We start from the raw sequence: 26,534 nt of genomic DNA on the forward strand, positions 1-26,534 counted from the left end.
CGCTTCGACACACATTCAATTCCCAAATTCCTTCGCCAGAATTGTTTCCTGGGTCACTTTTCCGTTCTGGATATCTTCTCTTAAGAGTTCTCCGTTGATCCTTCCCTCGTGATAGACCAGAAGCCGGTCGCTCATGGCCATCACCTCCGGAAGCTCCGAAGAAATCATAATCACCGCAAGCCCCTGCCTGGCAAATTCGCACATCAGGGAGTGAATCTCTGACTTTGCGCCCACATCCACGCCCCGGGTGGGCTCGTCCAGAATGAGAACCTTGGGGTCGGACATCAGCCATTTGGCCAGCACAACCTTCTGCTGGTTGCCGCCGCTCAGCGCTATAGCGTCCTCCTCCAGAGAGGCTGCTTTTACCGTGAGCATTTCGGCATACTTCCGGTTCTCTGCCTTTTCCCTCCGCTTATTCAGCAGCAGTCCCTTCTGGTATACCGGAAGGTTGGGAAGAGAGATGTTCTCGCTGATAGAACGGTACAGGCACAGGCCATACTCGCGCCTGTCTTCGTTTACCATGGCAATTCCATGGTTGATCGCCTGCCGGGGATTCTTATTGACAATCTCCTTTCCGTCCATATACATTTTTCCCGAAACCAGCGGATCCAGACCGAAAATGGCGCGCATGGTCTCGCTTCTTCCCGCGCCTGCCAGCCCTGTCAGCCCCAGAATCTCCCCTTTGCGGACTTCGAAGCTGATATCGGTAAAGCCTTTTCCCGTCAGCCCCTCCACCTTGAATACAACGTCTCCAATCTCGCATTCCGTCTTGGGAAATACATTTTTCACTTCCCGGCCTACCATCATGGAGATCAGGGACTCCTGGGTCACTTCCCCGATGGGCTTACAGTCAATGTACTGCCCGTCCCGGAATACGGAAACCGTATCGCAGATGCTGAAAATCTCTTCCATACGGTGGGATATGTAAACAACACTCACACCCTTTTCCTTGAGCTGACGGATGGTTTGAAACAGACGCTCCGTCTCCTCGTTGTCCAGGGAGGAGGTAGGCTCGTCCATAATAACCAGCTTGGCATCGGAAGACACCGCCTTCATAATCTCGATCATCTGGGCCTGTGCCAGAGACAGATCTCCCACCAGATGCGTGGGGCTGATGGGAAAATCAAATTCCTTGAGAATCTTTTCCGCCCGTTCATTGGTGGCTTTTTTATTCAAAAAAATCCCCTTTGCATCTTCATTGTGAAGAAAAATATTCTCCGCAACAGTCAGATACGGCTCCGGGTTCAGCTCCTGGTGAATCATGGTAATGCCTTTCCGGATAGCCTCCGCCGGGCCGTTTACCTTGTAAGGCTTTCCCTCAAAGGTAATAGTGCCGGAATCAATCTTGTGAAGACCGATGATGGCTTTCATCAAGGTTGATTTGCCTGCGCCGTTCTCCCCCACCAGGGCATGGACTTCTCCCTTTTTGATGTGCAGCTCCACATTCCGGAGGGCCTTTGTACCTCCAAAAGACTTTGACAAATCCCTGCATTCCAAAATGTAATCACTGCCTCCTGCAGCTTTTGCATTTCCTCCCATTTTTCCGCTCCTTTTTATTCCCGGCGCCCCGCTGTGTTCATTTCATATAAAATCCAGCGTGATGTACCGGTTTTCCATAAGAAATTTTCTTTCTTGATATGAAATTATATTTCTTAGAGTCTCCGTTGTCAATCAAAATGCGAAAAAAAATTTTATTACTCTATGTCCTTCTTTATTTATTGCATTTATTTATTAATCAAATTAATAATATACTCTTTTGTGGTATTTGTCAACACGATATTTGTGTTTCAGAATATGGATAGATGAATTTTGTATAGTTATCCAGTTTTTCCACTTCATTTATGTGCAAATTGCATAAAAAATTGGCTTGGAAAATACCTGCGCATTTTCCAAGCCAATGTATCGATTCATTTATTTTTTAAATTCCCTAAAATATTTTTTCTCCGCGAAACAATTCCGTATGTACAAAGGCGTAATCAATGGCCAGCTCCGCCGCACCGATAAAAGCGGAATCCTTCTCAAAAGCAGCCAATCGGATCTCCGCCTGCTTCAGAACCTTGCGCTCCATCAGCCGGGAAATGTTATACTTGATCTCTTCCGGCACTCGCTCCCCAATCCTGCTCATCTCATCCCCGATAATAATGAGATCCGGATTGTAGCTGTAGATCAAATTGATGATTCCGACGCTCAGATAGCGCATATTGGTGCGGAATTCACTGTATACCACCTCATCCTTCTTTTGTGCAGGCTCTATCAGATCCTGAAACTGCAGAAGAGGCGAAAACCCTAAGTCTTTCCGTCTTTTGTTCACTCTGTCCATAAATGCTATGGTAGAAGCATAGCAGGTCAGGCATCCCCGGTTGCCGCATTCGCATCTTGGGCCATCCATATTGATGCTGGCGTGGCCGATCTCCCCGGCGATCCCGGCAGCTCCGCGGAAAATCTTTCCCTCGTGGTAGATCCCCGCCCCGATTCCCTGTCCTACAGCCAGATACACTACCGTCTCATACAAGTTGGGATCCAGGCCGAAGGAGCATTCTGCCAGAACTCCTGCATTAGCATCGTGGTCTATCACAACCGGAAGGGGCATCCCCTCCTGAAGCATGCTTTTTATGGATACCTGTTCCCAATCCGTGAAGACTGCTTCTATCACGCCCTCTTCAAAGTAGTAAGGGCCGGGCACTGCCACGCCCACAGCCAGAACCTTTTTTCCGGCATACCTGGCTATGAGTCTGCGGATGCTCTCCTGTATCTTCGGGATCACGGTGCTTGGCTTTGTATCTGTGATGTATTCCCGATACTCTTCCTCCACCAGCTCTCCCATGAGCGTAAAGATTCCCACTTCAAAATATTTTCTGGACAGCCGGACGCCGATGACGTAAAACACCTCCGTGTTCAGGCGGATTCCGATAGCCCTTCTCCCCTTGCAGCCTTCAATCAGCCCCGTCTCCTCTACAAGCTCCCAGGAAATAAAATCATTGATAATGTTGGTGATGGTTGCCTGCTTAAGCCCCGACTGCTCTGACAAATTCGCCCTGGAGCATATGTGATTCTGCTGCAGAAGCCTCAGCAGCAGCGTTCGGTTCATCGCCTGTATTACCTCCAGATTTTTACCTCCCTGCTTCATACTTCAGTCCTCCATTCCAGTACCGCATACCGCTGTTTCCAGTTCCGCAATATCACGGTTATTGTTATAAGAATAACATTTCATATACCTCTCTGTCAAATACATTTATTTTATTTAATAATTAATTCATTTAATATTTTCACAAAAGAGAAAAAATCATATTTCTTGCATCTTACCATTAAGAAAAAAAATTTCTTGACATATTCCAAACCTCAATCCTATAATGGAATCATAACCATTTAATCTATTTATATTTTTATTTCATTAATTCCTTTATCAGATTAATACATAAAAGGAGGTTATCATGTCAAAAATCAAATATGGAAGCCAGACCTATCCCTGGCAGATGAACATCCTCAAGTTTCACGGACAGGTTCCCCATATGGCAGATGTCCTGGCGAAGGCAGGCTTCACTGGCATGGAAGCGGAGATCTGTATGCTGGAGGATTACTACACGGACTGGAAAAAGCTAAAGGCGCTTCTGGAGGAAAAGCAGATCGCCCTGGCTGCCCTGGCCGTCCACGAGGACTGGCTTTTTCCCGAAGAAACGAAGGAGGAACAAGAACGGCTGGATGAAGCAATCGCATTTTTGTCTCATTTCCCAACTGCCAAACTGATGCTTGGACATGTGGCCGCCGATCCCGTCCGGGAGCATAATCTTTACGAAAAGCAGAAAAACCAGCTGCAGTGCATCTCTGCCATTGCCAAGAGAGCAGCGGAAAACGGAATCGTGACGGTCTTTCATCCAAACTCCGGAGATAATTCCATCTTCCGTTATGAAAACGATTACCACATTATGTTTGACACACTGTATGCAAAAGGTATCGGCTATGCTCCAGACGTAGGCCATATGCTGAACGGAGGCATCGATCCCCTAAAGACCATCAAAGCACACCGGGATCTTGTGCGGCACGTCCACTTCAAGGATATGACGGCAGCTCATAGGTGGGCTGTCATGGGAAAAGGCATCGGAGATTTTAAGTCCATCGTGGATTTTCTTGATGAAACCGGCTATGAGGGCTGGATTATGACCGAGGACGAGTCCCCGGAAGCAGAGCATGATTCCGACCAGGTGGTACTGGCTGACGGGAAGTACATGAAAAGCATTCAGAATCAATAAGATACACCATTTTACATACATAAGGGGGTATATTTAATGAAACACACCGTTGCAATTATGGGCCTCGGGGTGCGTGGAAAGACGCATCTCAAAGGAATCCTGGAAAATCCGGACCGCTATGAGGTTGTCGGCTTATGCGATATCCGGGAGGACGTGATGAAGGCCGCCGCAAAATCCTTCGGCCTTTCTGTTCCGCTTTTTACAGATGTGGAAGAGATGCTGGCAGAAACCAAGCCGGAGGTATTCGTATTTGTCACCTATCCCAATCTCCGTCTCTCCATGATCGAGCTGGCCGTCCGGCACGGCATCCGGGCTGTCTCCTTTGAAAAGCCCATGGCCGAGGATATGCCGGAAGCCAGGAAAATGACAGACCTCTGCGTCCAAAACCACATAAAGGCCATTGTCTGCCACCAGCAGAAATACCTTTCCCAGATGCAGGAATTAAAGAAAAAAGCAGATCGCGGAGATCTGGGCGAGATCAAAAAGATTTTTGCGGAAACCCAGCCCTGGCTGGCACAGCTTGGAACCCACTACATGGATTATATCATCTGGGCCAACGGAGGCTGCCGGGCAAAATCCGTTATCGGCCATGTGCACGGGCCGGCTACTTTGAAGGACAACCACCCTTCACCGGATTTTCTTATGGGAGAGATCTTATTTGAAAACGGAACAAGAGGTTATCTGGAGTGCGGCTACTTCTCCGAACGCCACAATCCGGAAATGTATGCGGATTCCGACAACCGCCTTACCCTATGGGGAACCAACGGGTATGCTTACGCGGAGACCGACGGCTTCTGGGGAGAATGCAGCAAAGCTACAAAGGGAGAATTTATCTCCGGCAAGGAACCCGGCTGGTATCATCACCAGGAAAAACAGATTCAGACTCCCTACTATACTGAGTATGCCGACTGGCTTGACGATGACAGCAAACCTCATTCCTGCAATATCGAGACGGCCTTCCACGGCTATGAAATCCTGGAAGCCATCTGCTTGAGCGCTCTTGACAACAAGCGGATCGACCTTCCGCTGACGGATTTCAGCTATGAGCCGGTGCTTGCGCGCATGGAACGAGAACTTCCCCAATGCGGAACACTGCTGCGGGCATTATATACAGGAGAGGAGCCAAGAGAAGAACGTGACTAAACAGTGTAAATCAAACGGAATAACCATCAGCTATGAAGAAAGCGGAGCCGGCGAGCCGCTCTTCCTTCTTATGGGACTGGGCGCTCCCGGGAGCAAATGGGCACCGCACATTGAGGCCTATGAAAAGCATTTTCACGTCTATGCCCTGGACAACCGGGGCGCCGGGCTTTCCGATAAGCCGGTAGCTTATGCTTATACCATCGAAGAGATGGCAAAGGATGCCGTGGGCGTGATGGATGCTTTGGGAATAAAATCCGCTCATTTTAACGGCATCTCCATGGGGGGAGCCATTGCCCAGTATATTGCCGTCCATTACCCGGATCGGGTGCGCTCCGTGATCCTGACCAACACCTTTCCAAACTGCTGCGTCAGCTTCCGGCGCTCCATCGAGATTCTCCGGGAGGCTAACGGGCAGCTGGATCCGGTGACTGCCGGAAGATTGACCCAGTGGATTATCTTCGCCCAGCCCTTCCAGGAGGAACATGAAGCTTTTATGCTGGAATCCGAGCTGGCCGATATGAACGATCCCCACCCCATGCCTTCCTACGCCTTCAAGGCCCAGTGCAATGCCATCCTGGGCTTTGATATCCTGCCCAAGCTTCCCAACATAAAGGCTCCCGTCCTGGTCGTGGCAGGCGATAAGGATCTCTTTGTGCCCATATCCGTCTCCGAAGAAATGTGCCGCGCCATTCCCGGGGCACGGCTCTATACGGCAAAGGACGGCGGACACGTCCAGCACTGGGAGCAGCTTGAGAAGTATAATCAGGTTACGCTGGATTTTCTGCTGGAACACAGTGGGAAGTAACACTTATTCTATTAATGAAGAGGGGGCTGTCGGGAAATATGACATCAGACTTTTCTGATATCATATTTCCCGGCAGCCCCCTCTTTCCTTATCGGCGGCCCAGGCGCGTTACTGCTACCAGCGTCTCCTTTCCCTTTTCGTAGATCTCCTTATAAATGCCGTAATATTCCTCATACAGTCTATGAATCTTTGGATCCGGCTCAATCACCGTATCCTTATACCGGATCATTTCCCGGCAGGCAGACGGTACGTCGTCAAAATGCCCCGTCCCAACCGCCGCCGCAACGGCTGCCCCGAATACGGCCTGCTCCTGGTGGCAGGTTGTCCGAAGCTCCCTGTTAAAAATATCCGCCTGCATCTGCAGCCAGGGGCCGCTCCTGCTCCCTCCTCCAAGGGCCGTCATAGAAGCAATCCTGGTTCCCGCCTTCTCGCAGGCCTCCAGACAGGAATACAGGGCAAAGGCCACCCCTTCCATAACGGCTCTGGTCATCCGGGCCTTGTCCGTGAGAAAGCTTAAGCCCCAGAATACGCCGCTGATATCCGCATTCATTCTCGGACAGCGCTCTCCGCTTAGATAGGGAAGGAAAACCAGTCCGTCGCAGCCCGGCCGTATCTGTTCCACCTCCCGGTTCATGGCTTCGTAGTCTGTCTGGCCCAGAAGCTGATTGAGCCATTTCAGGCTGGAACCCGAATTGGTTGTGGCTCCCATAACATACCAGCGCTCCCGGCCGTATCCCTGGAAGGTATTTAATCCAAGAGCAATATTTCCCTCCGGCCTATCCGTCTGAACGCAGACCTGGCCTCCGCTTCCGATGTTAACTGTCGCCTCTCCTTCTGTCACGGCTCCGCATCCGATGCTCTGCATAGCCTGGTCTCCTCCGCCCAGAACCACCGGGATTCCCTGCTCCAGTCCAAGCTCACGGGCCGCTTCCCCTGTGACGCTTCCGGCAATCTGGATACTGTCTTTGCAGGGCGGAAATATCTCCTTAGGAAGCTTCAGCTTCTCTAATATCTCCTCCGCCCATTTCCCTTTCCTTAAGTCAAAGGCCAATGTGGCAGAGGCGTCCGAATAGTCCGTCCCAATCTCCCCGGTTATCCGGAAGCGGAGATAATCCTTGGGAAGCAGTGCGTAAGCCGCCCGTTCCAGGCTCTCTGTCTCCCTTTTCTTAAGCCACAGAAGGGTGGGCAGCATGATTCCCGGCGCAATGGGATTCATCAGTATCCGCTCGATATCCGATCCCAGAATGGCCCGAATCTCTTCCACCTCTTCTCCCGTCCGGGCATCACAGTGGATAATGGCCGGGCGTATCACCTGATATTCCCGATCCAGCAGCACGGTACCATGCATCTGCCCTGAAAATCCAATTGCAGCAATACGTTTTCCTGTACCCTTAAGCTGGGCTGTCACAAGTGTTACTGCTTTTTTCAAAGCCTCCCACCAGATCGCCGGCTCCTGCTCGGCATATCCGCTCCGTCTGCACAGGATGGAATAGGGACTGCTGGCCAGGCCGGCTATATTGCCCCTCTCATCTACCACCATTGCCTTCAAGCTTGAGGTTCCCACATCAATTCCTAAAAAACAGGACATTCCTTCTCCCCCTTCTATTAAAGTCGCTGCGCAACAGCACTAAAGGGTAAAGCCTTTGCGGCTTTACCGTTCAACAGAAATTATGTTTCAAAAGTATATGTCAAAAACAACTTGTACGTATATATTCAAACACATATTATGATAGGTGTCAATCTCTTTTACATTACTGTTCACTTCGTGACCAGTAACTTTTTCACCGCAGATCCGTCCAGTCTTATCCGTTTAAATCTCTCACAGTTTCCCGTTCCACCACCTCAGGCTCAAAAAAAGCATCTGCGTCTCCATTGGGATTCTTTATCAGCCCAAGGAGGTTCCGGGCGGCTCTCTCTCCAAGCTTTAGCGGTTCCTGGCGGACGGAAGTCAGCTTTTTCGCTCCGAACATGCACATATAGGAATCGTCATATCCGATTACGGACACATCCTCCGGCACACGGACTCCCCGTTTTTCCAGAATCCCCATGATGCCTAGGGCCATCTCATCGTTAAAGCAGAACACCGCCGTAACCTTGGAAAGACAATCTTCAACCAGCCTTTCCTGCTCCAGGAACTCCTGAAAGGACTCATACTCATACCACCTGGCCCACCCATCTTCCTCACGGATTCCGGCCCCGCAAAGGGCCGCCTGGTAACCGGCATAGCGCATACTGCCGCTGCCTTCCGTCCGGTTCATAATGCAGGCAATCCGGGTATGCCCCTTGTCTATCAGATATTCCGCCGCCATCTTTCCGCCTTCAAAATCATTCATAATCACGCAGGGAAGCCCGGCATAGGGAAGCTGTCCGCCCATGGTAATGCAGGGGATCCTAAGCTGCTTTATCTTTTTGTAAAGATGAAGGTTGGAATAGATGCAGGCGCTTCTGGCCGGTATGAGCAGGATTCCGGCACAGCCTTTTTCCATGGCCTCCTGAAGACAGCGGGCCTCATCCTCCGGCCGGTTATTGGAAAAGCTGATGTTTAAAGCATATCCGTTTTCTTTCAGCACTTTTTCTACTCCAGCGATATACTGGGAGAAAAAATAGTGCTGGGCAAAAAGAGCTATGAAGATAACCGTTTTTGCATTTTTTCCGCCTGCATGAGGGCTTTTTACAAAGCTGCCGCTTCCCTGTACTTTATGAATATAGCCGTCCTTCGTCAGCTCCTCCAAGGCCTTACGGATGGTCTGCCTGCTGAAATCATACCGCTCCATCAGCTTCAGCTCCGAGGGCATCTTCTCCCCCGGCGCAAGGCGTCCGGATACAATCTCCCGTTTCAATTCGTCGTATACCGTCTGGTATTTTGAAGCCGTCTCTTTTATTTCCATTTCCTATTCTCCCGCTTTACTGACATTCTTTTTCTCCATCATAAAGGAACATGAAGCCTTACGCAAGCCTCATGGGCAGCCGGATTTTTCATTGACTTTCATTTTTGTTTCCTGTATAATACAAGTACAAAAACTTATACGTACATATTATACAGGAAGAAAGAGATTTTTTCAACCAGGAGGATTACTATGAATTCTGTTTTTCAGACCAATTTCGAACACTTAAAAGAAGCCGTCAACACTACCACCGCCGCATATACGGCCCCGGCTCTGGAATGTATCGAGGCCACAAAGGAAGCCCTTTTATGCGGAAACAAGATTCTGCTCTGCGGCAACGGCGGAAGCGCCTCAACAGCCTCCCATATCACCAATGATTTTGTCGGCCATATGGCCAACTGGAACCGGAAAGGATATCCGGCCATTGCCCTGACTGCCGATATCTCGGTGCTGACTGCCTTGACCAATGATTTCGGCTATGACGCCGTCTTTTCCCGCCAGGTGGAGACCTTGGGCGTCAAAGGGGATATTCTCTGGGGCTTCAGCACAAGCGGCAATTCCAAAAATGTCATCCTGGCCGTGGAAGCCTGCAAAAAAGCAGGCATTAAAACCGTTATCTTCACCTGCAGATCCGGCGGAAAGTTAAAGGATATGGCCGATATCTGGGTTCCGGTGAACACAGACGAGCCTATGCTTGCCGAGGCCCTTCATCTCTTCTATATACACAGCATCGCAGAAAGCATTGAGCTGGAGCTGGATCCGGTCAGGTAAAACGCCTTGTTACAGTCTTGCACCGTCATAATTCGCACCGCTGCAAATGACTTGCTCGATCCGACATCCTTCGCCGCATTTCACGCAGCTGTGCTGCGGATTCCATATATCATTTCTTTGGGGCAGTCAGCGCCAAGCTCCAAAACCAAAGTCCGCTGGCTGCCATGTGGATCAAGACGGCAAAGTCCATTCCCTTTTCCTGGTCACGGAGTGAACAGGAACACCATATAGAAATTTATTATAACCAGAATGCATATTCCCATTGTGTCCGTCACATAATTATGCTATAATTATGCCAGTGAAAGGAGTGAAGAATCATGCCGCTTATAATGCCTATCAAGGATTTACGCAATACAACCGAAATTTCTAATATCGCACACAAGGAACAGGAGCCAATTTTTATTACCAAAAACGGGTATAGCGACTTAGTGGTAATGAGCAGCGAATTGTATGATAAATTCGCAAGAATTAACCGCATCGACCAAGCCATTTATGAATCTGAACAGGAACTGGCAAACGGAGCAGAAGCAGTTGATGCAGAAATAGTTTTTGCGGAATTGGAGAAAAAGCATTTTGGATAAATACAAGATAAAAATCAACCCTAGAGCAGTACGTGACTTAGACAGTATTTACAAATATATCGCAAATGAGAAACTTGCCCCTGAAAATGCAAAAGGGCAAGTTGACAGAATCAAAAAGGCCATTTTGAAATTGGACACTTTTCCCCAGTCCCGCCAGGAACGTAATGAAGGCAGATATGCCGGAAAAGGTTATAGGCAGTTGTTAGTTGACAACTATATAGCCATTTTTCGAATTGATGAAATTGAAAAAATAGTTTATATTGTAACGATACAATACCAAGGACGTAATTTATAAACCAAAAAAATTTTGTGAGGCCTTTATTTCCCGGTCTCCCCCTATATTCTCTCAACCTTCCCCACCGACTGCTGCACCACCAGTTCCGGCTGCAGCACGATATTTTTCCGCTCCAGCGGCTGATAAAAGGAAGTCTCTATCATATCCACCAGACTTTTCCCAATCTCCCTGTGCCCGTCGTACACATAAGTCAAACGGGGCTCTATGAGCTTTCCGCAGGCCAGATCTCCAAAAGACACCAGGGAAACATCCTCCGGTATCCGGATTCCGTGATCCTTACAGCATAGAATCACCCCGGACGCCAGGATTGCGCTGCCCACCAGCACTGCCGTGGGAAGACTCCCCCTTTTGATGAGCTCCCCCATAACCGAATACCCGTACTCCTCAGAAAATTCACCAAAAAAGTACCGCATTTTGCCGGGATCCAGAAGTTTTTCGTAAAAGAAATCCGATGCGCCGCTGTAACGATCATAATTGGTGGACAGATGCCGGGGGCCTGTGATAAACACAATCTCCTCATGCCCCATAAGGGTCAGATGCTCCAGCACCTGGTACATGGCTTTCCGCTTATCCACATAGATAGCGGGAAAGGGGTGCTCCCGGGAACGCCTGTCAATAAAAATAATGGACATGCCCCTCTCCTGCAGACGTGCCAGATAATCCTCATTCTTTCCGGTAGAGGCAATCACCAGCACGTCCGCCTGCTTTTCCACCATAAACTGGATTCCCTTTTTCTCAATCTCCGGATCCTCATATGTATTCACAAACAGAACCAGATTTCCGTTATTCCGGTAAGCCCGTTCAATCTGCTTCAGAATTTTTTCAAAAAAAGGCACAGAGAAATCTGACATTACCATACCAATGGTACGGAATGTTCGTTTTTTCATAGACTGGGCAGCTGCATTTGGCTGATAGTCCAGTTCCTCGATCGCCTGCCGCACTGCCGTCCGGTACTGTTCTCCCACATTGTCCGCCCCATTGATGATTCTGGAAACCGTGGCAATGGATACTCCCGCTCTTTTCGCAACGTCTTTTATTGTCACCATAAATTTAACCCGAATGTAATCATAAAATTACTTTTTCCATTTCTTAGGATATAATAGATTCCGAACATTGTCAATTCAAGATCCATGGCCGCGCAGGGCAATTGCTGGTCACGGCGCGAAGCGCAGCGGCAGGCAAGGTTCCCCGCTACTTAATCAGACCGGCCGCCCTGGGAAGAGCTATGGTAAGGGCCGGAATATAGGATACCATCAGCAGCACCAAAATCTCCGCCAGAATAAAAGGCGCTATCTTCTTCGCCCCTTCCCACAGCTTAATCCGCCCGATGCCGCAGCCGATAAACAGGCAGACTCCCACAGGGGGCGTTGCATTTCCAATCACAGCGTTCATGCACATAATAAGTCCGAACTGAACGGGATGGATTCCAAGGGACGCTGCAATGGGAGCCAGAATAGGAGCCAGCAGAATAATGGTTGCGCTCCCTTCCATGAACATCCCCATAAAGAGCAGCAGGATATTGACAAAAATCAAAAATAAGATCTTATTATCCAGATAAGTGCTCACAAACAGCCCCAGACTCTGCTGCACACGCAGATAGGCAAAAATCCGGCTGATGATCATGGCATTTCCCATAATAAACAGAATGCCTGCCGTTGTCTTGGCCGTCTTTAAAAGCATATGAGGAACAGCCCTGAAAATTTTCCCACGGGTAATAAAAGCTCCCACCGCCAGAGAATAGGCCGCCGAAACAGCGCCTGCCTCACTGGGCGTAAAAATGCCGGACAGAATCCCCCCCAGAATCAGCAGCGGCATTCCCAGAGGAAAAATGGCAGCCAGAATAATTTCAACCGCCTCTTTCCTGGAAAACCTTTCTGTTCTCCTTGGAAAATCCTGTTTTCCCGCCATAAGGGCCACAACCGTCATAAGGGCAAGCCCTACCAGGATTCCAGGAATAATCCCCCCAAGGAACATGGCTCCGATGGACGTGCTCACGGTAGCCCCATAGACCACCATTACAATCGAAGGCGGAATAATCGGCCCGATAACAGAGGAGGAAGCTGTCACGGCAACGGAAAAGTCCGGTTCATATCCCTCCTCAATCATAGCCGGAATCAGCATACCTCCCACAGAAGAGGTATCCGCTACAGCCGAGCCGGTGATTCCGCCGAAAAACATACTGGCCACAATATTTACCTGGGCCAGGCTGGCCTTCATCCGCCCGATGAGCAGGGTAGAAAAGCGCACCAGCCTTCTGGTAATGCCGCCGTAATTCATAAGCTCTCCTGCAAACACAAAAAAGGGAATGGCCAGAATGGTAAAGGAATTCATTCCCCCGAACAGCCCCTGGGGAATCACGTTAATGGGATTGTTTCCTATCAAAAGCAGGCCGGCCACGCTGACGCCCGCAAACGCAAAGCAGATGGGCACTCCCACAAAAATCAGCAGAAACATCAAGCCTATCAGAATTATAGTTTCCAGCATTTTATCCTCCTTCCTCTGCACATGCTTCCTGTGCACATTTCACCGATTCTCGTAGTCGGACTGGGGCCAGAACAGCGTCTTATCTTTTATCTTTTTCACCAGCATAACCACCTGTTCAAAGACCATAAAACAGAGACTGACCGTCATGGCCCCGTAGGGATACGCCATGGAAATCCGGGTCATGGGAGCCAGGACATCCGCCTGGGATTTTGTCAGATTCCAGGAACAGTAGATGTAAAACAGCAGAATCACAACAATAGCAGCCTGAATGGGCCCATAGAGATATTTCTGCTTTTCCTTCGGCATTTTTGACACCAGGGCGTCCAGACAGATATTGCTGTCGTCCCGGATGGTAACCGCTGATCCCATCATCCCCAGGAACACCACCAGGTAGCCGATAATCTCATCACTTCCCAAAATACTGTAATGGAAGAAATAACGGAGTACAACACCCAGCAGAACCATTACCACAATATAGACCAGCACGGCCACAAGCAGAATATCCTCCAATTTATGAATTATGGAAATTATCTTTTTCATACGCTCTCCTTATTATGGGGGGAACAGCCCGGGCCTTCCCCCATGGGAACAAACGATTGCAGCAAACCGGCAGTTCTCAAACGCACCGGCCTCTACTCGCCGCGGATCTCGTCACGGGCAGCCATCATGGCGTCGTACAATTCCTGCGCGTCCTCCGGCGTAGTATCCAGTCCAAAGTAATAATCCTTAATGGACGCCGTGGCCTCTATAAAGGCTCCCTTGTCCACTTCAACAAACTCTACCCCGTTCTCCTTCAGCACATCAATGGACGCCTGGTTATACTCTGGGAACCACTCATAGATAGACTCTTCATTCTCGATTCCCGCCTGCACCACTGCCTCCTTAAGCTCCGCAGGCAGACTGTCAAAGAACTTCGCGCTCATATACTGGATTCCCGGAATCCGAAACTGCTCCGTATAAGAATAAGTATCCGCCACCTCAAAGAGCATATTGTCCGCGCAGAGGGCTTCATTCTGCTCCAGTGCGTCAATGGTTTTCTGCTGCATGGCCGTGTACACCTCGCTCCACCCCAGACTGATGGCGCTAAAGCCCATAAGCTCCATGGTTTTGGCCAGAATGGGATCATTCATAACACGGATCTTGATCCCCTTCGCATCCTCCGGGGTGCGGATTGCTTTGTTGGCAAATACATTCCTGCTTCCAAAATCCGCAAAGGTCACAATCTTAAAGCCTGCTGCCGTAGTATCTGCATCCAGCTTTTCAAATACCGCCTCACTTCGCACTACGTCCAGCATTTCCCGGGAATTGTCAAACATATAAGGGAAGGAAAATACAGACCACCTGGGACAGTAGCTTGACATATCAGAAGCAGAAGCATCGCACATCTCCAGCTCCCCCGCACGCACGCTTTCCAGATTGGCCGCTTTGTCGCCAAGCTGGGCGTCGGGGTACATCTCCACCGTAATGCGTCCCCCGGACAGCTCCTCCACACGCTCTTTAAAGCCTTCTGCAATCCTGCCCACCTGGGAATTCTGAGGCGAGGTAAATGCATAGCGAATCACATATTCCGCCTCTGCCCCTTCGCCGTCTGCCTCCGGTTCCTCTGCGTCTGTCTCTGCAGGCATATCCGCCGCCTCCTTATCTGTATCAGCCGTTTCGTTCTGTGTGGAATTTCCACATGCAGCCATGGATGCTGCCATAACTAGTGCCATCAAAAGCGCCAACAATTTTTTCATATCACATTCTCCTTTCACTTTGCCTCTTCCAAAAAAGAGCGCCGTCTCTTCCTTATTATGCTTCCGTTGTTTCCTTTTCTTCCTCTGCAAAGTAGATATCCTGCTCTTTTAAGACTTTCCGCAGAACCTCATGGGGAATCTCTCTCATTTCCTTGTTATTTTCCGCCGCCCAGGCCGCGATCACGCCGGCGCAGTGTCCCAGGGTCATACAATTGCTCATGCTGCGGGTGGAACCACAGGCCTTTGACTCCACGCTGATGTTTCGTCCCGCCGCAATCACTCCGTCCACATCTGCCGGCACCAGGCTGCGCAGGGGAATGTCATAAGCCGTTCCCGGCTCCATGCGGGCAAAAGTAATATCCTTGCCGTCCGGCGTATGGTATCCCAGGGGCGACTGGTAGCTGCACACGGCATCCGGATACTTGCTTGCATTGAGAATGGCTTCACTTGTCAGACGCAGGCCCCCGATTACCTTGCGGCTCTCCCGGATTCCCAGAGCCGGGGCTGTAGCGGCAATAAATGCATGTTCAAACCCCGGAACATATTTCTGGAACAGGGGCAGAACCTGCCACATCCTTTTTATACTCATATCCGTTCCTTTGGTAACTGCGTCTGCGTCCGTGCCGTCAAGGGCTGTAGTGCCTGTCATATTTAAAATCATCTCACCGGGATTCGGCGTGCTGTAAAAGAGAATAAACCAGTCCCGAAGGTATTCCAGTTCTTCCGGAAGGGAAATCCCTTCCAGCTCCTCTGCAAGCCGGAAGCCGTAAAAGCCCGCGTGTGGAAGATGCCCCAGATACCGCTCCCCCTTCTGAAGCTTCGGACGGGCCCCGTAATATTCCTTAAGCTTTTTTACATCCACATTGCTAATCTTGGCAATCAGGCTGGCCGGATGCTGATGCTTTGGATCCAGTTCTTCGTAATGAGAGCCGGAAAATTCGAGAAGATCCCCATCTCCCGTACAGTCGATAAACTGCTTTGCAAATACAGCCTGTCTGCCGGATTTATTTTCAATGATCACGCCTTTTAGCTTTCTGCCGTCCATAATGGCCTTTGTAACCATAGTAAGATACAAGGTATCCAGCTTCTCCTCCTGCTCATACATTTCCACAATGGCGTATTTGGCACGCTCGCTGTCATAGAGGATATAGGCATCCTTTTCGTAGTTGGGATTTTCCACGCCGCCCAGGTCTTCGATTCTTTGAAAATATTCATAGGCAATTCCGCCCACACAGCGTTTTACCTGATCGCTGCAGGTCCATGAGGTATTCATAAATCCGGTAAACTGTCCGCCCAGATACCCCATCCGTTCAATCACCAGTGTCTTTGCTCCGCTTCTGGCCGCTCCCAGTCCGGCAATCATTCCTGCCGTGCCGCCTCCCGCAACCACTACGTCATAGGTTCCATATACTGGAAGCTCCTGTGCCGGTTCCTTATAAGTCATTTTCTTCCTCCTTCCTGTTCCGGTTTCCCGGAATGTGTGCAATGCGTCTCCTTTGTTTCCTGTTATAACCAAAGACAGCTTATTTTCTTTTTGTCCTTGACTATAGTTTCTCCGAAATCTGAAATTTCCTGCAGAAATCCCGCAAAATGCAGAAAAGATGTTCCCGTTCCAGCTCCTCCAGATCCATCTGAGGGCTGCGCATATGGCCGGCCGGAATCCCTCTAAACTCCAATCCGCTTTTGAAATACGCCATATTGCTTCCGCATTTCAAAATATCGCAGATCTCCACACAGACCTTCTGCCAGCGCTCCATGCGCTCAAGATCCTTCTCCTGATAGGCCCGGTACACTTCCGCAAAAGGCTCCGGGAACACCCCTGCCACTCCGGAAACGGTTCCCCCACACCCCAGCACCAAGAGACTTGCAAAAACCTTATCGCAGCCATGAAGCACGGAAAAATCTTCCCCCACCTGGAGATACTCCAGCGTTCTATTCAAATCCAGATAGCTGTACTTGATCCCTGCCACATTCTCTGCATTCTCATAAATCGTTTTCACATCTTTGTACAGTAAATCATTGCCCGAACACTGTGGGATATTGTAGAGATAGAGGGGAAAACCCTCTGGCAGGGCCCCTGCTACTTCCAGATAATAATTCTGCATCTCTCTGGAGCTCATGTGCAGAAACGCCGGCGTCACCACCCCAACCCCGTCTGCCCCTATCTGTCTGGCATGCAGGGCCAGCTCTATGGTTTCTTTCGGTGTGTCCGCCCCTGCATGTATGTACACAGGCACCCTCTTTTTCGCTGTTTTTACAACAACGGAGGCAATTTCTTTGCGCTCCTTAAGGTTCAGACGGGACATTTCTCCCGTAGTTCCGCAGGGATACAGGCAGTCGGCCCCACGGGCAATCAATGCTTCTGTAAGCTGTTCCATGGCTTCCTTAAGGAAGGCCCCACGGGAATCCATCGGGGTAACCATTGCCACCGTAACCCCATGCAGCTTTTTCATGCTTTCATTCCTCCTTTTTTGATAAAACGTTTTCTTATTCGATAGTACTTGTTTTTCTTTAAATATCAACATTTTTTCTTATTTTCGTCATAACATCTAGTTTATTCATTTGATTTTTATACAATATAACCAATTATTTTTAAGTAAACGTTATCTAGCAAAAACTCAAATCCATATGATTGAATTTTTTTATCTATTTTTCTTGCTTTTCCCAGATTCTTCTGCTAGAGTAAAAATGGCTTTTGTTTTTGTCCCAAGGACGGTAAACAGCAGCCAGACACCTAAATATTTTTATAGAGAACAAGCGAGGTACGAATATGGGAATGGACAATAAATGTGATACTGCTTCCTGCAATGGAAACTGCGATTCCTGTGACGGGAATATCACGGTCACGCTGACCCTGGATAACGATGAGCAGGTGGAATGTGCGATTCTCACCATCTTTCCGGTGAACGGAAGGGATTATATCGCTCTGCTTCCTCTGGATGAGAACGGGGAAAATGAGGACGGAGAGGTATTCATCTACCGCTACGACAACAGCCAGGAATCCCCGGTTCTGGAGAACATCGAGGACGACGAGGAGTACGAGGCTGTGGCGGACGCTTTTGACGAGATGCTGGACGCAGCGGAGTACGACGAGCTGGTGGGCGAGGAAGAAGCGGAATAAACGGTACGCAAAAAAGAGGGGGCTGCCTGGAAATAAGGCTGATATCTTATTTCCCACAGTCCCCTCTTTTTGATGCCGATAATACTGCTCCCATGTCTTGCTGCAGCCTTCGCTGCGCCTGCGTCTGTGAAGCAGCGCTCTCAGAAATATTCTGCATCAAACTATCCAAAACTTAATTTCCCTGCTCCTTCCCCAGCCGCTTCTGAATATAGTCCCTCACTTCATCCTTGGGCACCCCAAGAGCAATGGACAGTTCCGCATACAGGTGCTCCTCCGCAGCCTTAAAGTAACGCTCGTCCACGGTGGTCGCCTTCTTCCCCACCGCCTTTCTCTGCTGCTGGCGCTGATATGAAGTCTTGATAATCTGAATCCACTCCCTGGGATTGCAGCTGCGGATGGCTTCCTTGTAGCGCAGCTCCCGGACCTTGTCATCCTTCTCCCACAGCTCTTCGATGTGGGGAATCTCGTCCACCAGAGAAGCAGCCTCCTCCTGGGTCATCACTGCCCGGATGACTACCTTCTCATTGTCCACAGGCGTAAAAATGCGGTTTCCCTTTTTAAAACAGGGATTCAGCACATAGTAAAGGCGATTCCCCGGCACCCCCTCGATATTCGGCGAGGTGATGTCCTCGATCTCGCACACGCCTGTCGTTCCGTATACAATATACCCTCCTTTTTCAAACATATTCTTACCTCCTGCCTGGCTCGTCACGCACAAAAAGGAAAAACCGCCTGCTGTCAAATACAAAGCATTGCGGTTTGTGTTTTCCAACTTCTATCTAATATTATAGCAGAAAACTTCGGATTTTTCTAACAATTTTTTCTTGTTTTTCCTTTTTTGTTACATTTAGCTGATACATGTGGGGAGGATTTTGGCTATTTTGCCAAAGATTTCTCCTATTTAAAGCCGCTGTTCCTCCGCAGCTTTTGCCGCAGGCGCCTGCCCCATCTGAAGCTTAACGCGCAGAATTCTTTGAAGGGATTCCTCTATCCGCTCCTCCCCTATCCTTCCGCTGGAAACAGCTTCCTTTATACCCTGGAAGGCTTCCTGGAAATCCTTCGGCATCAGCAGGAGATCTACGCCTGCTTCCACGGCCTTTACCGCCGCCTCCTTTGCGCTGTAATGTTCCCCAATGGCTCCCATATTCATGGCGTCTGTGACGACCAGGCCCTGAAAGCCCAGATCTTCCCTTAATATCTCTGTTATCATTTTATAAGACAGGGAAGCAGGCGTGCTGTCTCCCACGATCTTCGGCAGGGAAATATGCGCAGCCATCACCATGTCTGCACCGCATTCTCCGGCAGCCGCAAAAGGAACCAGCTCCGCCGCCTTCAATTCCTCATAGGTTTTTTCCGTATAAGCATATCCGTCATGGGTGTCGCCTTCCGTTGCCCCATGACCCGGAAAGTGCTTGAATGTGCTTAGAATGCCCTCTGTGTGAAGCCCCTTGGATACGGCGGCCGCCATTCGTGCAGCCTTATCGGGATCGCTTCCGAAGGAGCGGTCGCCTATGACTGTATTTTTCTCATTTGTCAGCACGTCAGCATCTGGGGCGAAGTCTGTGTTGAAGCCCAGTTCACGGAGATATGCTCCTATAACTGTGCCTGCCCGATATGCCTCTTCTTCTGTAGTAAGCTGTCCCATAGGTCCTACCTGCTTCACTGAAAAAGCAGGATTTTTCCCTATCCGGGCTACCCGGCCTCCCTCCTCGTCAATGCAGAGAAACAGGGGGAGGCCTTCTATCTCCTCACCGTAAGCTCTGGTGTTGTTAAGCATTTCCTTTGTCTGTTCTTCCGAGAGCAGATTGGAAGCGAAATAGATTAGGCCGCCTACGGGATATTGGGCCAGCTTGTCTTTTGTGGCGTCTCCGGCTGCCGTGACGGGTGATATGCCGGTGAGCTGCTCCGGTGTAAGAATGAACATCTGGTAAATTTTTTCGTCTAATGTCATTTTATCGAGAAACGCTTCTATTTCCTGCTCCAGAAGCTCCTCCTGGGATTTCGCAAGATGGGATTCCTGTTCTGGCTGACCGCCTCTCTGATCCGATTCCGTCTGCGCAAAGTCAGAACATTTTTCCTCTTCCTTAAGCCTGTATAGAACGGCGCTGGTTAAGGTGCCTTTTTCCTTCTGCAAATCCAGGTTTTTCTGTATATAGCTCCAGGCAAATACGCCTATGCCTGCCAGGAAAAGAAACATCATGCCGGCAAAAAGCCTGTAATGAAATCTTCCGTTTCTTCTATTGCGCTTTCTTCTGCGTCTTCTCATAGCACTCTCTCCTGTTCATGTCCGCTGACGGCAGCTTGGGGAACAAGAAACATACGTCTTGTTCACTGAGGGTATTGTACCATATCTGAAATTATTTCTACAATCATCTTCTGTTTTAAAAGCGCTATTCCTCTATTTTAGACATTTTCAGCTCTCTTTAGATCCAGTCTTGACAAGAAGACCTGGAAAATTTATCATATCAGTAGTGTCTAATATCAATTCGGAAAGGACGAGTGATTATGGAAAAAGCAAAGGTATATTTTACAAAGGAAATCACACCTAAGAGCCTGGTTCGCATTTATGAGGCTCTGGGACGGGAGCTTCACGGAAAGGTGGCCGTTAAGATCTCCACCGGCGAGCCCGGAGGCCGCAACTTTCTGCAGCCGCAGCTTATCGGGCCTCTGGTTCAGAAGCTTGAGGGAACCATTGTGGAATGCAATACGGCCTATGAGGGACGGCGCAACACCTCCGAAGCTCACTGGCAGACCTTCAAGGATCATGGCTTCGCCGCCATTGCTCCCTGTGATCTGATGGACGAGGACGGGGAACTGGCGCTGCCGGTCCGGAACGGAAAGCAGCTGAAGGAAAACTATGTGGGCAGCCATCTGGAGCGGTACGACTCTATGCTGGTACTGTCTCATTTTAAAGGGCATGCTATGGGCGGCTTCGGCGGCGCTCTCAAGAACGTGGCAATCGGAATTGCTTCTGCCCATGGAAAAGGACATATTCACTGCAATGGCGCGCCTATGACAAAATTTGATGATCTCTTTACGGCAGATCACGACTCCTTCCTGGAATCTATGGCCGATGCAGACAGCGCCGTGATGGATTATCTGGGAACGCGGAATATGCTTTATGTCAATGTGGCGAACCGCCTGTCTGTAGACTGCGACTGCGATGCCCATCCCCATGACCCAGAGATGGCAGATCTTGGAATCTTCGCTTCTCTTGACCCGGTTGCAATTGACCAGGCCTGCGTGGATGCCGTTTACAATTCTCCCGATCCCGGAAAGGCTGCCCTGATTGAGCGTATGGAGTCCAGAAACGGGATTCATACCATTGAGGCTGCTGTGGAACTGGGGCTTGGCACACGGGAATATGAGCTTGTGACCCTGGATTAAAAACAATATTTTGGGGCTGTGAAAAATGCAGGGCTGTTTGATTGATACATAAAAAAACAGCCCTGCATGTATTTCACATCCAAAGCCGTTCCTTACCGATACTACAGCAAATCCAGAAACGCCTCTACATCCTCCCGCCTTGTAGCCCAGCTTGTTGCCAGGCGCACCACGGTATGCTCCGGATCCGGCCTTTCCCAGAAGCCCATGGCCGCTTCTTTTTGCAGCGCCTGGTAAGTCTCATTTTCCAGGAGAAGAAACTGTTGGTTGGTGGGTGATTTCAGATAGAGCGTATACCCCTTTTTCTCCAATCCTTCCTTTAAAAGCTCTGCCATCTCTATTGCATGGCGGCTGATTTCAAAGTAAAGCCGATCCGTAAACAGGGCATCAAACTGTATCCCCAGAAGCCGCCCCTTTGCCAGAAGCGCTCCGTGCTGCTTTACAATGCTCAAAAAATGCCTGGGCATATTTTTCTTTGTAAACACCAGCGCTTCCCCACAGAGTGCTCCCACCTTGGTTCCTCCGATGTAAAAGACATCGCAGTATTTTGCTATCATAGGAAGACTCACATCCGTCTCCCGGCTCATCAGTCCATAGCCCAGACGGGCTCCGTCCAGGTAGAGGGGAATCTCATAGCTTCTGCAAACGTCTGAAAGCTCCTTGAGCTCTGCCTGGCTGTAGAGGGTTCCGTACTCGGTAGGATGGGAAATGTAGACCATTCCGGGAAATACCATGTGTTCATGGTTTTCATCCTGCCAGAAGCTTTCCAGCAGGGACTTTAATTCCCTGGCGCATATTTTTCCCTGGTGCTCCGGAAGCTCCAGTACCTTATGACCGTGGTATTCGATGGCTCCGGCCTCGTGGGCGCTTATATGGCCTGTCTTTGCCGCCGCTACGCCTTCATAGGACTTCAGCATGGAATCAATGGCTATCATATTGGTCTGCGTGCCGCCTGTCAGAAAGAAGATTTCTGCCTCGGGACACTGGCAGGCTTCCCGTATCTTTTCCTTTGCACGCTCGCAGTACCAATCCTGCCCATAGCCGGTAAGCTTCTCCAGATTCGTTTCTGTCAGGCGCTTTAAAATCTGTTCGTGGGCGCCTTCCACATAATCGCTTTCAAACGATATCATACCTTAGTCCTCCTATTAAAAGTCGCTGCGCGGCAGCACTAAAGTGCAAAGTCCCTTCGGCACACCTGTAATGAGAGAAACTTTTATTCGAAAAAACACTCATAAAAGTTCCCCTCGTGCGCCTTTGCGGCTTTACCATCAAATAAAAATATTTTTAGATTCCATAATGCTGCAGGGCGTGTAGAATTCCGCCTGCGTCTATGTCATCCGTTATGTAATCGGCGCTCTGCTTGGCACACTCTTCCCCATTTCCCATGGCAACGCCGATTCCAGCGTATTTCAGCATTTCAATGTCATTTTCCCCGTCTCCGAAAGCTATGATTTCCTCTCTTTCAATGCCGTGATGCTCCAGCATTTTCTGTATGCCGACTACCTTGCCGCCGCTTTTGGAAATATAATCGGAACCCAGGGCATTCCACCAAGTCATTTTGCAGTGGGGAAGCTGCTCGAGCAGCCCTTCCGCTTCTTTTCTGTCCACAAAGGCATTGATGAGATACACCGGAGCGCCCCGATACACGTCTATCTCCGGAACCTTGGTTGAAATCTCCTGATGAATCCATCTTACCCTTTCATTCACAACATTCATGTACAGCCGATCCAGTTCCACAAAACCCAGGGGAAGCTGCTTTTCTTCAAATATAGGAAGAATATTCTCTATATCTGTCCTGTCAATGGCTTCTCCCGACAAGATATTCCGTTTTTCATCCAGGCAAAGCTGGCCGTTAAGCAGTACATATCCGTCAAACTCTATATCACGGACAGGAAGTCCGTCCAGTTCGAGAATATGTCTCCCCGTGGAGGTGAAGAGCTTGATCCCGCGGCTCCGAAGCCGTGCAAGAGATTCTAATGTGTCCTTTGGAACGGCGTGTGTCTTATGGGATAATAGTGTTCCGTCGATGTCAAAAAATGCTGCCTTTATACTCATGTGTTTTCTCCTATTCCAGTTCCGTAATATTCCTCAGAATGCACAAATCAGTGCACAGCTACAGTTCCATCTCCATCCCTGTATAAATCTGCTCTGCGCAGCTGCCTAGTAGTCCGTATCGGAAATCCTTGTGCATATTTCTGAGGATATTTTTCCGAGAGTGCAGGTCAAAAAACGCAGACGTAGTGGTGCTACGGCGAGGCTTTTTGACCTGTGCTATCGGAGAAATAGACCGGAAATATGCACAAGGATTTCCGGTACGGACTACTAGTTCCTCCTTTAATATAGCAAATGCCGGTTCTCCTGTACAGTGTCCTGTATATATTTTTTTGATTCCTGTTCTGCGGATGTTACTGTTCAGAGGTCAGCTTGTGATAAACAAACCGATGGTGTAGACTAATCTTAGTCGAAACCATCGGTTTTCTTTATCCAAATATCTCGGATACTCTGTTATATAAATTTGATTCTTCGTTTTGGCGTATCTGAATAAGCATGCTCATGCATTCACAGAGATACTCGATGGACTCGAATCCCCTGAATGACACAGCCTGCTGCTGCTTGCGCTTATATCCTCTAAGCAGACGCTCCGCTTCATTGTTTGTAGCCGGAACTCTGTGATCATGCAGGAACAGAAGATGGTTGGACATGTATTCTTCCATCCGCAGATACAGGTTGTATCCGTCCTTATAATACTCACTTGCTGGAATGTATTCGTATTCCTCTTTCGCTTTTTGCAGTATTGCCCGGTAGCGTTCTTCATACTCCCTGACCTTTTCGGTGTCAGGAGGCGCCTCTTCCGGCAGGCCGTTCCGGTAGTGGATCATTTCCTGTACCAGAGCACGCATTTCCTTGTTCCAGGTCCGGTCAGCCTCATTATCTATGCTGTCCTTCAGATAGCGGAGGACATGCGCAAGACACTCCTGGTGTTGTGCACCATAGTTATAAAAGGTTTTCTCATGATCGTGAACCAGGATTCCCTGGTAATCTTCGACCGGGGTGCCTTTTACTCCTTCGTGCCCTTTTTTCCTGCGTGCAAAATACATCGCTTTTCCATCCGGGGCAGCGCACACAAATACATAAGCATTTTTTCCGTTTTCCTTTGCGTTGGTACAATCCGTATGAAGGACGGGGCTAAGCAGCAGATCGGCAAACGTCGCTTTTCGTTCCTGTTCCGTTTTTTTGGCAAATTCCCTGCCAAGCTTATTAACCATGCCCTTGGATATGCTGAGCCTGCCATCAGTCAAATCGGAAAGGAATTTCCTGCTTTTGTCGATGGAAGTGCAGCAGTCGTTATTCAACAGAAACAGGAAGGCCTTGACGCTTCCACCATAATTCACCTCGTCCACAACGCCGGGAGGAAACTCCGCATGGATCCGCTCGCCGGTTTTGGAATTATAATACACATCTGCGTGGTATTCCGTGACCTCCAGTATCGTACGTATGTTGACCAGCTGTTTCACGATCGTTTTTGAAGTCTTTTTGAAATCCGGATCTTCCAGCACTTCCCGGGGCGGCGGCAGCAGAACCGGATCCGTGGCAGGGATCTGCTTTTTCCTGCGGTGTCCCGGATGTCCCGGCTGGGCGCCCGGCTTACGGCCGCTTTTTTCCCGGCCGTTGGAGATCTTCTTGCGGCGGAGCGTTTTGGAAGAAGGGATGGAGGAATTTTCATAATCCCGGTTGATTTGCGCCCTCAGCTTCAAGTTCCTGCCCTTTTCCTCTTCCAGCGCCGTTTCCAGCCCATAGATCTTATGGCGCTGCCGGGTTGCCTTGTCCAGTGCGGCGTCTCTCTGTCTTTCTGCCTTTATGGCACGCCTTTCCATTCGTTCCAATTCTTTTCGCAAGGCCGACAGCTTTCGCTCGCATTCCTTTTGAAGTTCTTCAAATATCTCAAACCATTGATTGCGGACGGAAACGGTTTCACTGCGGGCACGTGAAAGCTCGTCCTTCAATTTCCGGATTTCCCGTTCCAAAGAACGTAATTCTTTCAGGTATTCCTCCTGCATGCGGACATATATTTCACCGGATTTGAAAGCGCATATCTGTGCGTTGGCCGCTTTCAGCCTGTATTCAAGAGTGGTGGTGTATTCAAAGGAAGCGTTCATGTGGTCAGCCCTTCTTTAAGGAGTCAAGAATTCTGTTCATCAGCGCCGATAATTCACCGTTGTGTTCCTGTTGGGCCTTAATGATGCGTTCCTGCTGCCTGATGATTTCATTTTTTGCCTGGACTTCCTCTTCGAGACAGGCAACGGCCTTGTTAAGCAGGACGATTTCATCTTCCATGTTTTTCATTCTCTCAATCCTCCGTTTTCATAAGGCAATTATACTATAGATGCCCTCAAAATGCGAATTTCCGTATTTGAGGGCATGGTCAATTTGACGGTGGATAATTTAAAAAAAGCGAGTAAATATTATCCATAAAAAGAGGGCAAGGAAGCATGCCTGGGACGAAACGGAAGACAGAAATGTGGATAACTTTCTGATAAATAAAGCGGACAGAAAAACTATAAACATCATTTTTCTGTCCGCTTTATTTATCCACATATAAAAAATTTAAATTTCGTCACTTTTCACAATCGTCAAATGTAGGGAGTGAACAGTAACCTGCGGATGCGAACCTCTTCCTCGGAAGATTTGTAAAATAAAAGCCGCTTAGTATAGCATACAGCTGTTTTCCCGGGAATGCAATTGGTTTTCTCCAAAGTTTTGAAGTTCACATTCCCTAAGAGTCCATATGCGTCCCATCCTCAGCCGTGCCAAGCAGCGTATAAGTGGATGTCTCGCCCAATTCCTTAGCCCTTGCTTTACCTGTCAGTTTTTCCCCTGATTCAGCTTTATGGGGAGCTGCTTCTTTCACATCGCCGCTGCCCCCTATATTATGTAATTTCACAGTCTCAATCTGGCTGCGCAATGTGTAACACTGCTTACATTACCATTTCCGCCACAGAGCTCCATAATCCGGGCTGCAACACCTGCATAATCCATTTTCCTACCTTCCTTTTCTCTTTCTTGTTCATATTGTTTTTGTTG

At 49.2% G+C, this 26,534-nt stretch carries 25 protein-coding genes; 8 read left to right on the forward strand and 17 right to left on the reverse strand.

Features of this window, described 5'->3' with window-relative positions; translation table 11 throughout:
* Nucleotides 1–15: 15 nt before the first annotated feature.
* Nucleotides 16–1,539, reverse strand: coding sequence for a sugar ABC transporter ATP-binding protein (locus tag VV089_RS11585; RefSeq protein ID WP_172542255.1), 1,524 nt, complete (start codon nucleotides 1,537–1,539; stop codon nucleotides 16–18).
* A 388-nt stretch (nucleotides 1,540–1,927) separates the two neighbouring features.
* On the reverse strand, nucleotides 1,928–3,127 hold the full coding sequence (locus VV089_RS11590) for an ROK family protein (protein WP_334335977.1): 1,200 nt from the start codon (nucleotides 3,125–3,127) through the stop codon (nucleotides 1,928–1,930).
* A 304-nt stretch (nucleotides 3,128–3,431) separates the two neighbouring features.
* Here VV089_RS11590 and VV089_RS11595 point away from each other — a divergent pair, with 304 nt between their 5' ends.
* Genes VV089_RS11595 through VV089_RS11605 form a run of 3 tightly spaced genes read left to right on the forward strand, consistent with a single transcriptional unit; the run spans nucleotide 3,432 to nucleotide 6,195 of the window.
* On the forward strand, nucleotides 3,432–4,247 hold the full coding sequence (locus VV089_RS11595) for a sugar phosphate isomerase/epimerase family protein (protein WP_172542799.1): 816 nt from the start codon (nucleotides 3,432–3,434) through the stop codon (nucleotides 4,245–4,247).
* 36 nt (nucleotides 4,248–4,283) lie between these two features.
* On the forward strand, nucleotides 4,284–5,390 hold the full coding sequence (locus VV089_RS11600) for a Gfo/Idh/MocA family protein (RefSeq protein WP_334335978.1): 1,107 nt from the start codon (nucleotides 4,284–4,286) through the stop codon (nucleotides 5,388–5,390).
* Nucleotides 5,383–6,195 carry an alpha/beta fold hydrolase gene (locus tag VV089_RS11605; protein ID WP_334335979.1) on the forward strand — a complete coding sequence of 271 codons (813 nt, stop codon included), beginning with the start codon at nucleotides 5,383–5,385 and terminating at the stop codon, nucleotides 6,193–6,195. Before VV089_RS11600 ends, VV089_RS11605 begins: the two co-directional genes overlap by 8 nt.
* Before the next feature lie 88 nt (nucleotides 6,196–6,283).
* On the opposite strand, the gene xylB is transcribed toward VV089_RS11605, so the two are convergent.
* A complete protein-coding gene (xylB, locus tag VV089_RS11610) occupies nucleotides 6,284–7,783 on the reverse strand; it encodes a xylulokinase (RefSeq protein ID WP_334335980.1) in 1,500 nt (499 codons plus the stop codon).
* A 214-nt stretch (nucleotides 7,784–7,997) separates the two neighbouring features.
* Nucleotides 7,998–9,083 carry a GntR family transcriptional regulator gene (locus VV089_RS11615; RefSeq protein WP_334335981.1) on the reverse strand — a complete coding sequence of 362 codons (1,086 nt, stop codon included), beginning with the start codon at nucleotides 9,081–9,083 and terminating at the stop codon, nucleotides 7,998–8,000.
* A 189-nt stretch (nucleotides 9,084–9,272) separates the two neighbouring features.
* On the opposite strand from VV089_RS11615, the gene VV089_RS11620 reads away from it, so the two are divergent.
* The 3 genes from VV089_RS11620 to VV089_RS11630 all read left to right on the forward strand — a co-directional run bounded on the left by VV089_RS11620 (nucleotide 9,273) and on the right by VV089_RS11630 (nucleotide 10,727).
* Nucleotides 9,273–9,851 carry a D-sedoheptulose-7-phosphate isomerase gene (locus tag VV089_RS11620; protein WP_172542795.1) on the forward strand — a complete coding sequence of 193 codons (579 nt, stop codon included), beginning with the start codon at nucleotides 9,273–9,275 and terminating at the stop codon, nucleotides 9,849–9,851.
* A gap of 317 nt (nucleotides 9,852–10,168) precedes the next feature.
* On the forward strand, nucleotides 10,169–10,432 hold the full coding sequence (locus VV089_RS11625) for a type II toxin-antitoxin system prevent-host-death family antitoxin (protein WP_172542794.1): 264 nt from the start codon (nucleotides 10,169–10,171) through the stop codon (nucleotides 10,430–10,432).
* Nucleotides 10,425–10,727, forward strand: a complete 303-nt coding sequence (locus VV089_RS11630) for a type II toxin-antitoxin system RelE/ParE family toxin (protein WP_334335982.1) — start codon at nucleotides 10,425–10,427, stop codon at nucleotides 10,725–10,727. The genes VV089_RS11625 and VV089_RS11630 overlap by 8 nt, the downstream gene beginning before the upstream one ends.
* A 41-nt stretch (nucleotides 10,728–10,768) precedes the next feature.
* On the opposite strand, the gene VV089_RS11635 is transcribed toward VV089_RS11630, so the two are convergent.
* From VV089_RS11635 to VV089_RS11660, 6 genes are all read right to left on the reverse strand, one after another.
* The gene (locus VV089_RS11635) at nucleotides 10,769–11,788 is read right to left on the reverse strand and encodes a LacI family DNA-binding transcriptional regulator (protein WP_334336252.1); all 1,020 of its coding nucleotides are present in this window, start codon (nucleotides 11,786–11,788) and stop codon (nucleotides 10,769–10,771) included.
* A 130-nt stretch (nucleotides 11,789–11,918) separates the two neighbouring features.
* Nucleotides 11,919–13,211, reverse strand: coding sequence for a TRAP transporter large permease (locus VV089_RS11640; protein WP_334335983.1), 1,293 nt, complete (start codon nucleotides 13,209–13,211; stop codon nucleotides 11,919–11,921).
* 39 nt (nucleotides 13,212–13,250) lie between these two features.
* Nucleotides 13,251–13,751, reverse strand: coding sequence for a TRAP transporter small permease (locus VV089_RS11645; RefSeq protein WP_334335984.1), 501 nt, complete (start codon nucleotides 13,749–13,751; stop codon nucleotides 13,251–13,253).
* 92 nt (nucleotides 13,752–13,843) lie between these two features.
* Nucleotides 13,844–14,947, reverse strand: a complete 1,104-nt coding sequence (gene dctP, locus VV089_RS11650) for a TRAP transporter substrate-binding protein DctP (RefSeq protein ID WP_334335985.1) — start codon at nucleotides 14,945–14,947, stop codon at nucleotides 13,844–13,846.
* A gap of 55 nt (nucleotides 14,948–15,002) precedes the next feature.
* Nucleotides 15,003–16,391, reverse strand: a complete 1,389-nt coding sequence (locus tag VV089_RS11655; protein ID WP_334335986.1) for an FAD-dependent oxidoreductase — start codon at nucleotides 16,389–16,391, stop codon at nucleotides 15,003–15,005.
* Between the two features lie 100 nt (nucleotides 16,392–16,491).
* Nucleotides 16,492–17,400, reverse strand: coding sequence for a dihydrodipicolinate synthase family protein (locus VV089_RS11660; protein ID WP_334335987.1), 909 nt, complete (start codon nucleotides 17,398–17,400; stop codon nucleotides 16,492–16,494).
* Between the two features lie 323 nt (nucleotides 17,401–17,723).
* Here VV089_RS11660 and VV089_RS11665 point away from each other — a divergent pair, with 323 nt between their 5' ends.
* Complete coding sequence (locus tag VV089_RS11665; RefSeq protein ID WP_172542800.1) at nucleotides 17,724–18,068, forward strand: DUF1292 domain-containing protein; 345 nt, start codon at nucleotides 17,724–17,726, stop codon at nucleotides 18,066–18,068.
* A 172-nt stretch (nucleotides 18,069–18,240) separates the two neighbouring features.
* On the opposite strand, the gene VV089_RS11670 is transcribed toward VV089_RS11665, so the two are convergent.
* On the reverse strand, nucleotides 18,241–18,753 hold the full coding sequence (locus tag VV089_RS11670) for a CarD family transcriptional regulator (RefSeq protein ID WP_334335988.1): 513 nt from the start codon (nucleotides 18,751–18,753) through the stop codon (nucleotides 18,241–18,243).
* 216 nt (nucleotides 18,754–18,969) lie between these two features.
* Nucleotides 18,970–20,334, reverse strand: a complete 1,365-nt coding sequence (locus VV089_RS11675) for a glycoside hydrolase family 3 protein (protein WP_334335989.1) — start codon at nucleotides 20,332–20,334, stop codon at nucleotides 18,970–18,972.
* A 239-nt stretch (nucleotides 20,335–20,573) separates the two neighbouring features.
* Here VV089_RS11675 and VV089_RS11680 point away from each other — a divergent pair, with 239 nt between their 5' ends.
* The gene (locus tag VV089_RS11680) at nucleotides 20,574–21,455 is read left to right on the forward strand and encodes a DUF362 domain-containing protein (RefSeq protein WP_334335990.1); all 882 of its coding nucleotides are present in this window, start codon (nucleotides 20,574–20,576) and stop codon (nucleotides 21,453–21,455) included.
* Between the two features lie 101 nt (nucleotides 21,456–21,556).
* Here the strand turns inward: VV089_RS11680 and VV089_RS11685 are convergent, their stop codons facing one another.
* The 5 genes from VV089_RS11685 to VV089_RS11705 all read right to left on the reverse strand — a co-directional run bounded on the left by VV089_RS11685 (nucleotide 21,557) and on the right by VV089_RS11705 (nucleotide 26,489).
* Nucleotides 21,557–22,582, reverse strand: coding sequence for a threonine aldolase family protein (locus VV089_RS11685; RefSeq protein ID WP_172542786.1), 1,026 nt, complete (start codon nucleotides 22,580–22,582; stop codon nucleotides 21,557–21,559).
* A 154-nt stretch (nucleotides 22,583–22,736) separates the two neighbouring features.
* Nucleotides 22,737–23,507, reverse strand: coding sequence for a Cof-type HAD-IIB family hydrolase (locus tag VV089_RS11690; protein WP_172542785.1), 771 nt, complete (start codon nucleotides 23,505–23,507; stop codon nucleotides 22,737–22,739).
* Between the two features lie 425 nt (nucleotides 23,508–23,932).
* Nucleotides 23,933–25,609: an IS66 family transposase gene (locus tag VV089_RS11695; protein ID WP_334334951.1), complete on the reverse strand. Its 1,677-nt coding sequence runs from the start codon at nucleotides 25,607–25,609 to the stop codon at nucleotides 23,933–23,935.
* A 4-nt stretch (nucleotides 25,610–25,613) separates the two neighbouring features.
* Nucleotides 25,614–25,796, reverse strand: coding sequence for a hypothetical protein (locus VV089_RS11700; protein ID WP_172541642.1), 183 nt, complete (start codon nucleotides 25,794–25,796; stop codon nucleotides 25,614–25,616).
* A 594-nt stretch (nucleotides 25,797–26,390) separates the two neighbouring features.
* Complete coding sequence (locus VV089_RS11705) at nucleotides 26,391–26,489, reverse strand: PTS transporter subunit EIIB (RefSeq protein WP_172542783.1); 99 nt, start codon at nucleotides 26,487–26,489, stop codon at nucleotides 26,391–26,393.
* Nucleotides 26,490–26,534 lie beyond the last annotated feature (45 nt).

Source organism: Candidatus Merdisoma sp. JLR.KK011 (assembly GCF_036941125.1).
Taxonomy (GTDB): Bacteria; Bacillota; Clostridia; order Lachnospirales; family Lachnospiraceae; genus Laedolimicola.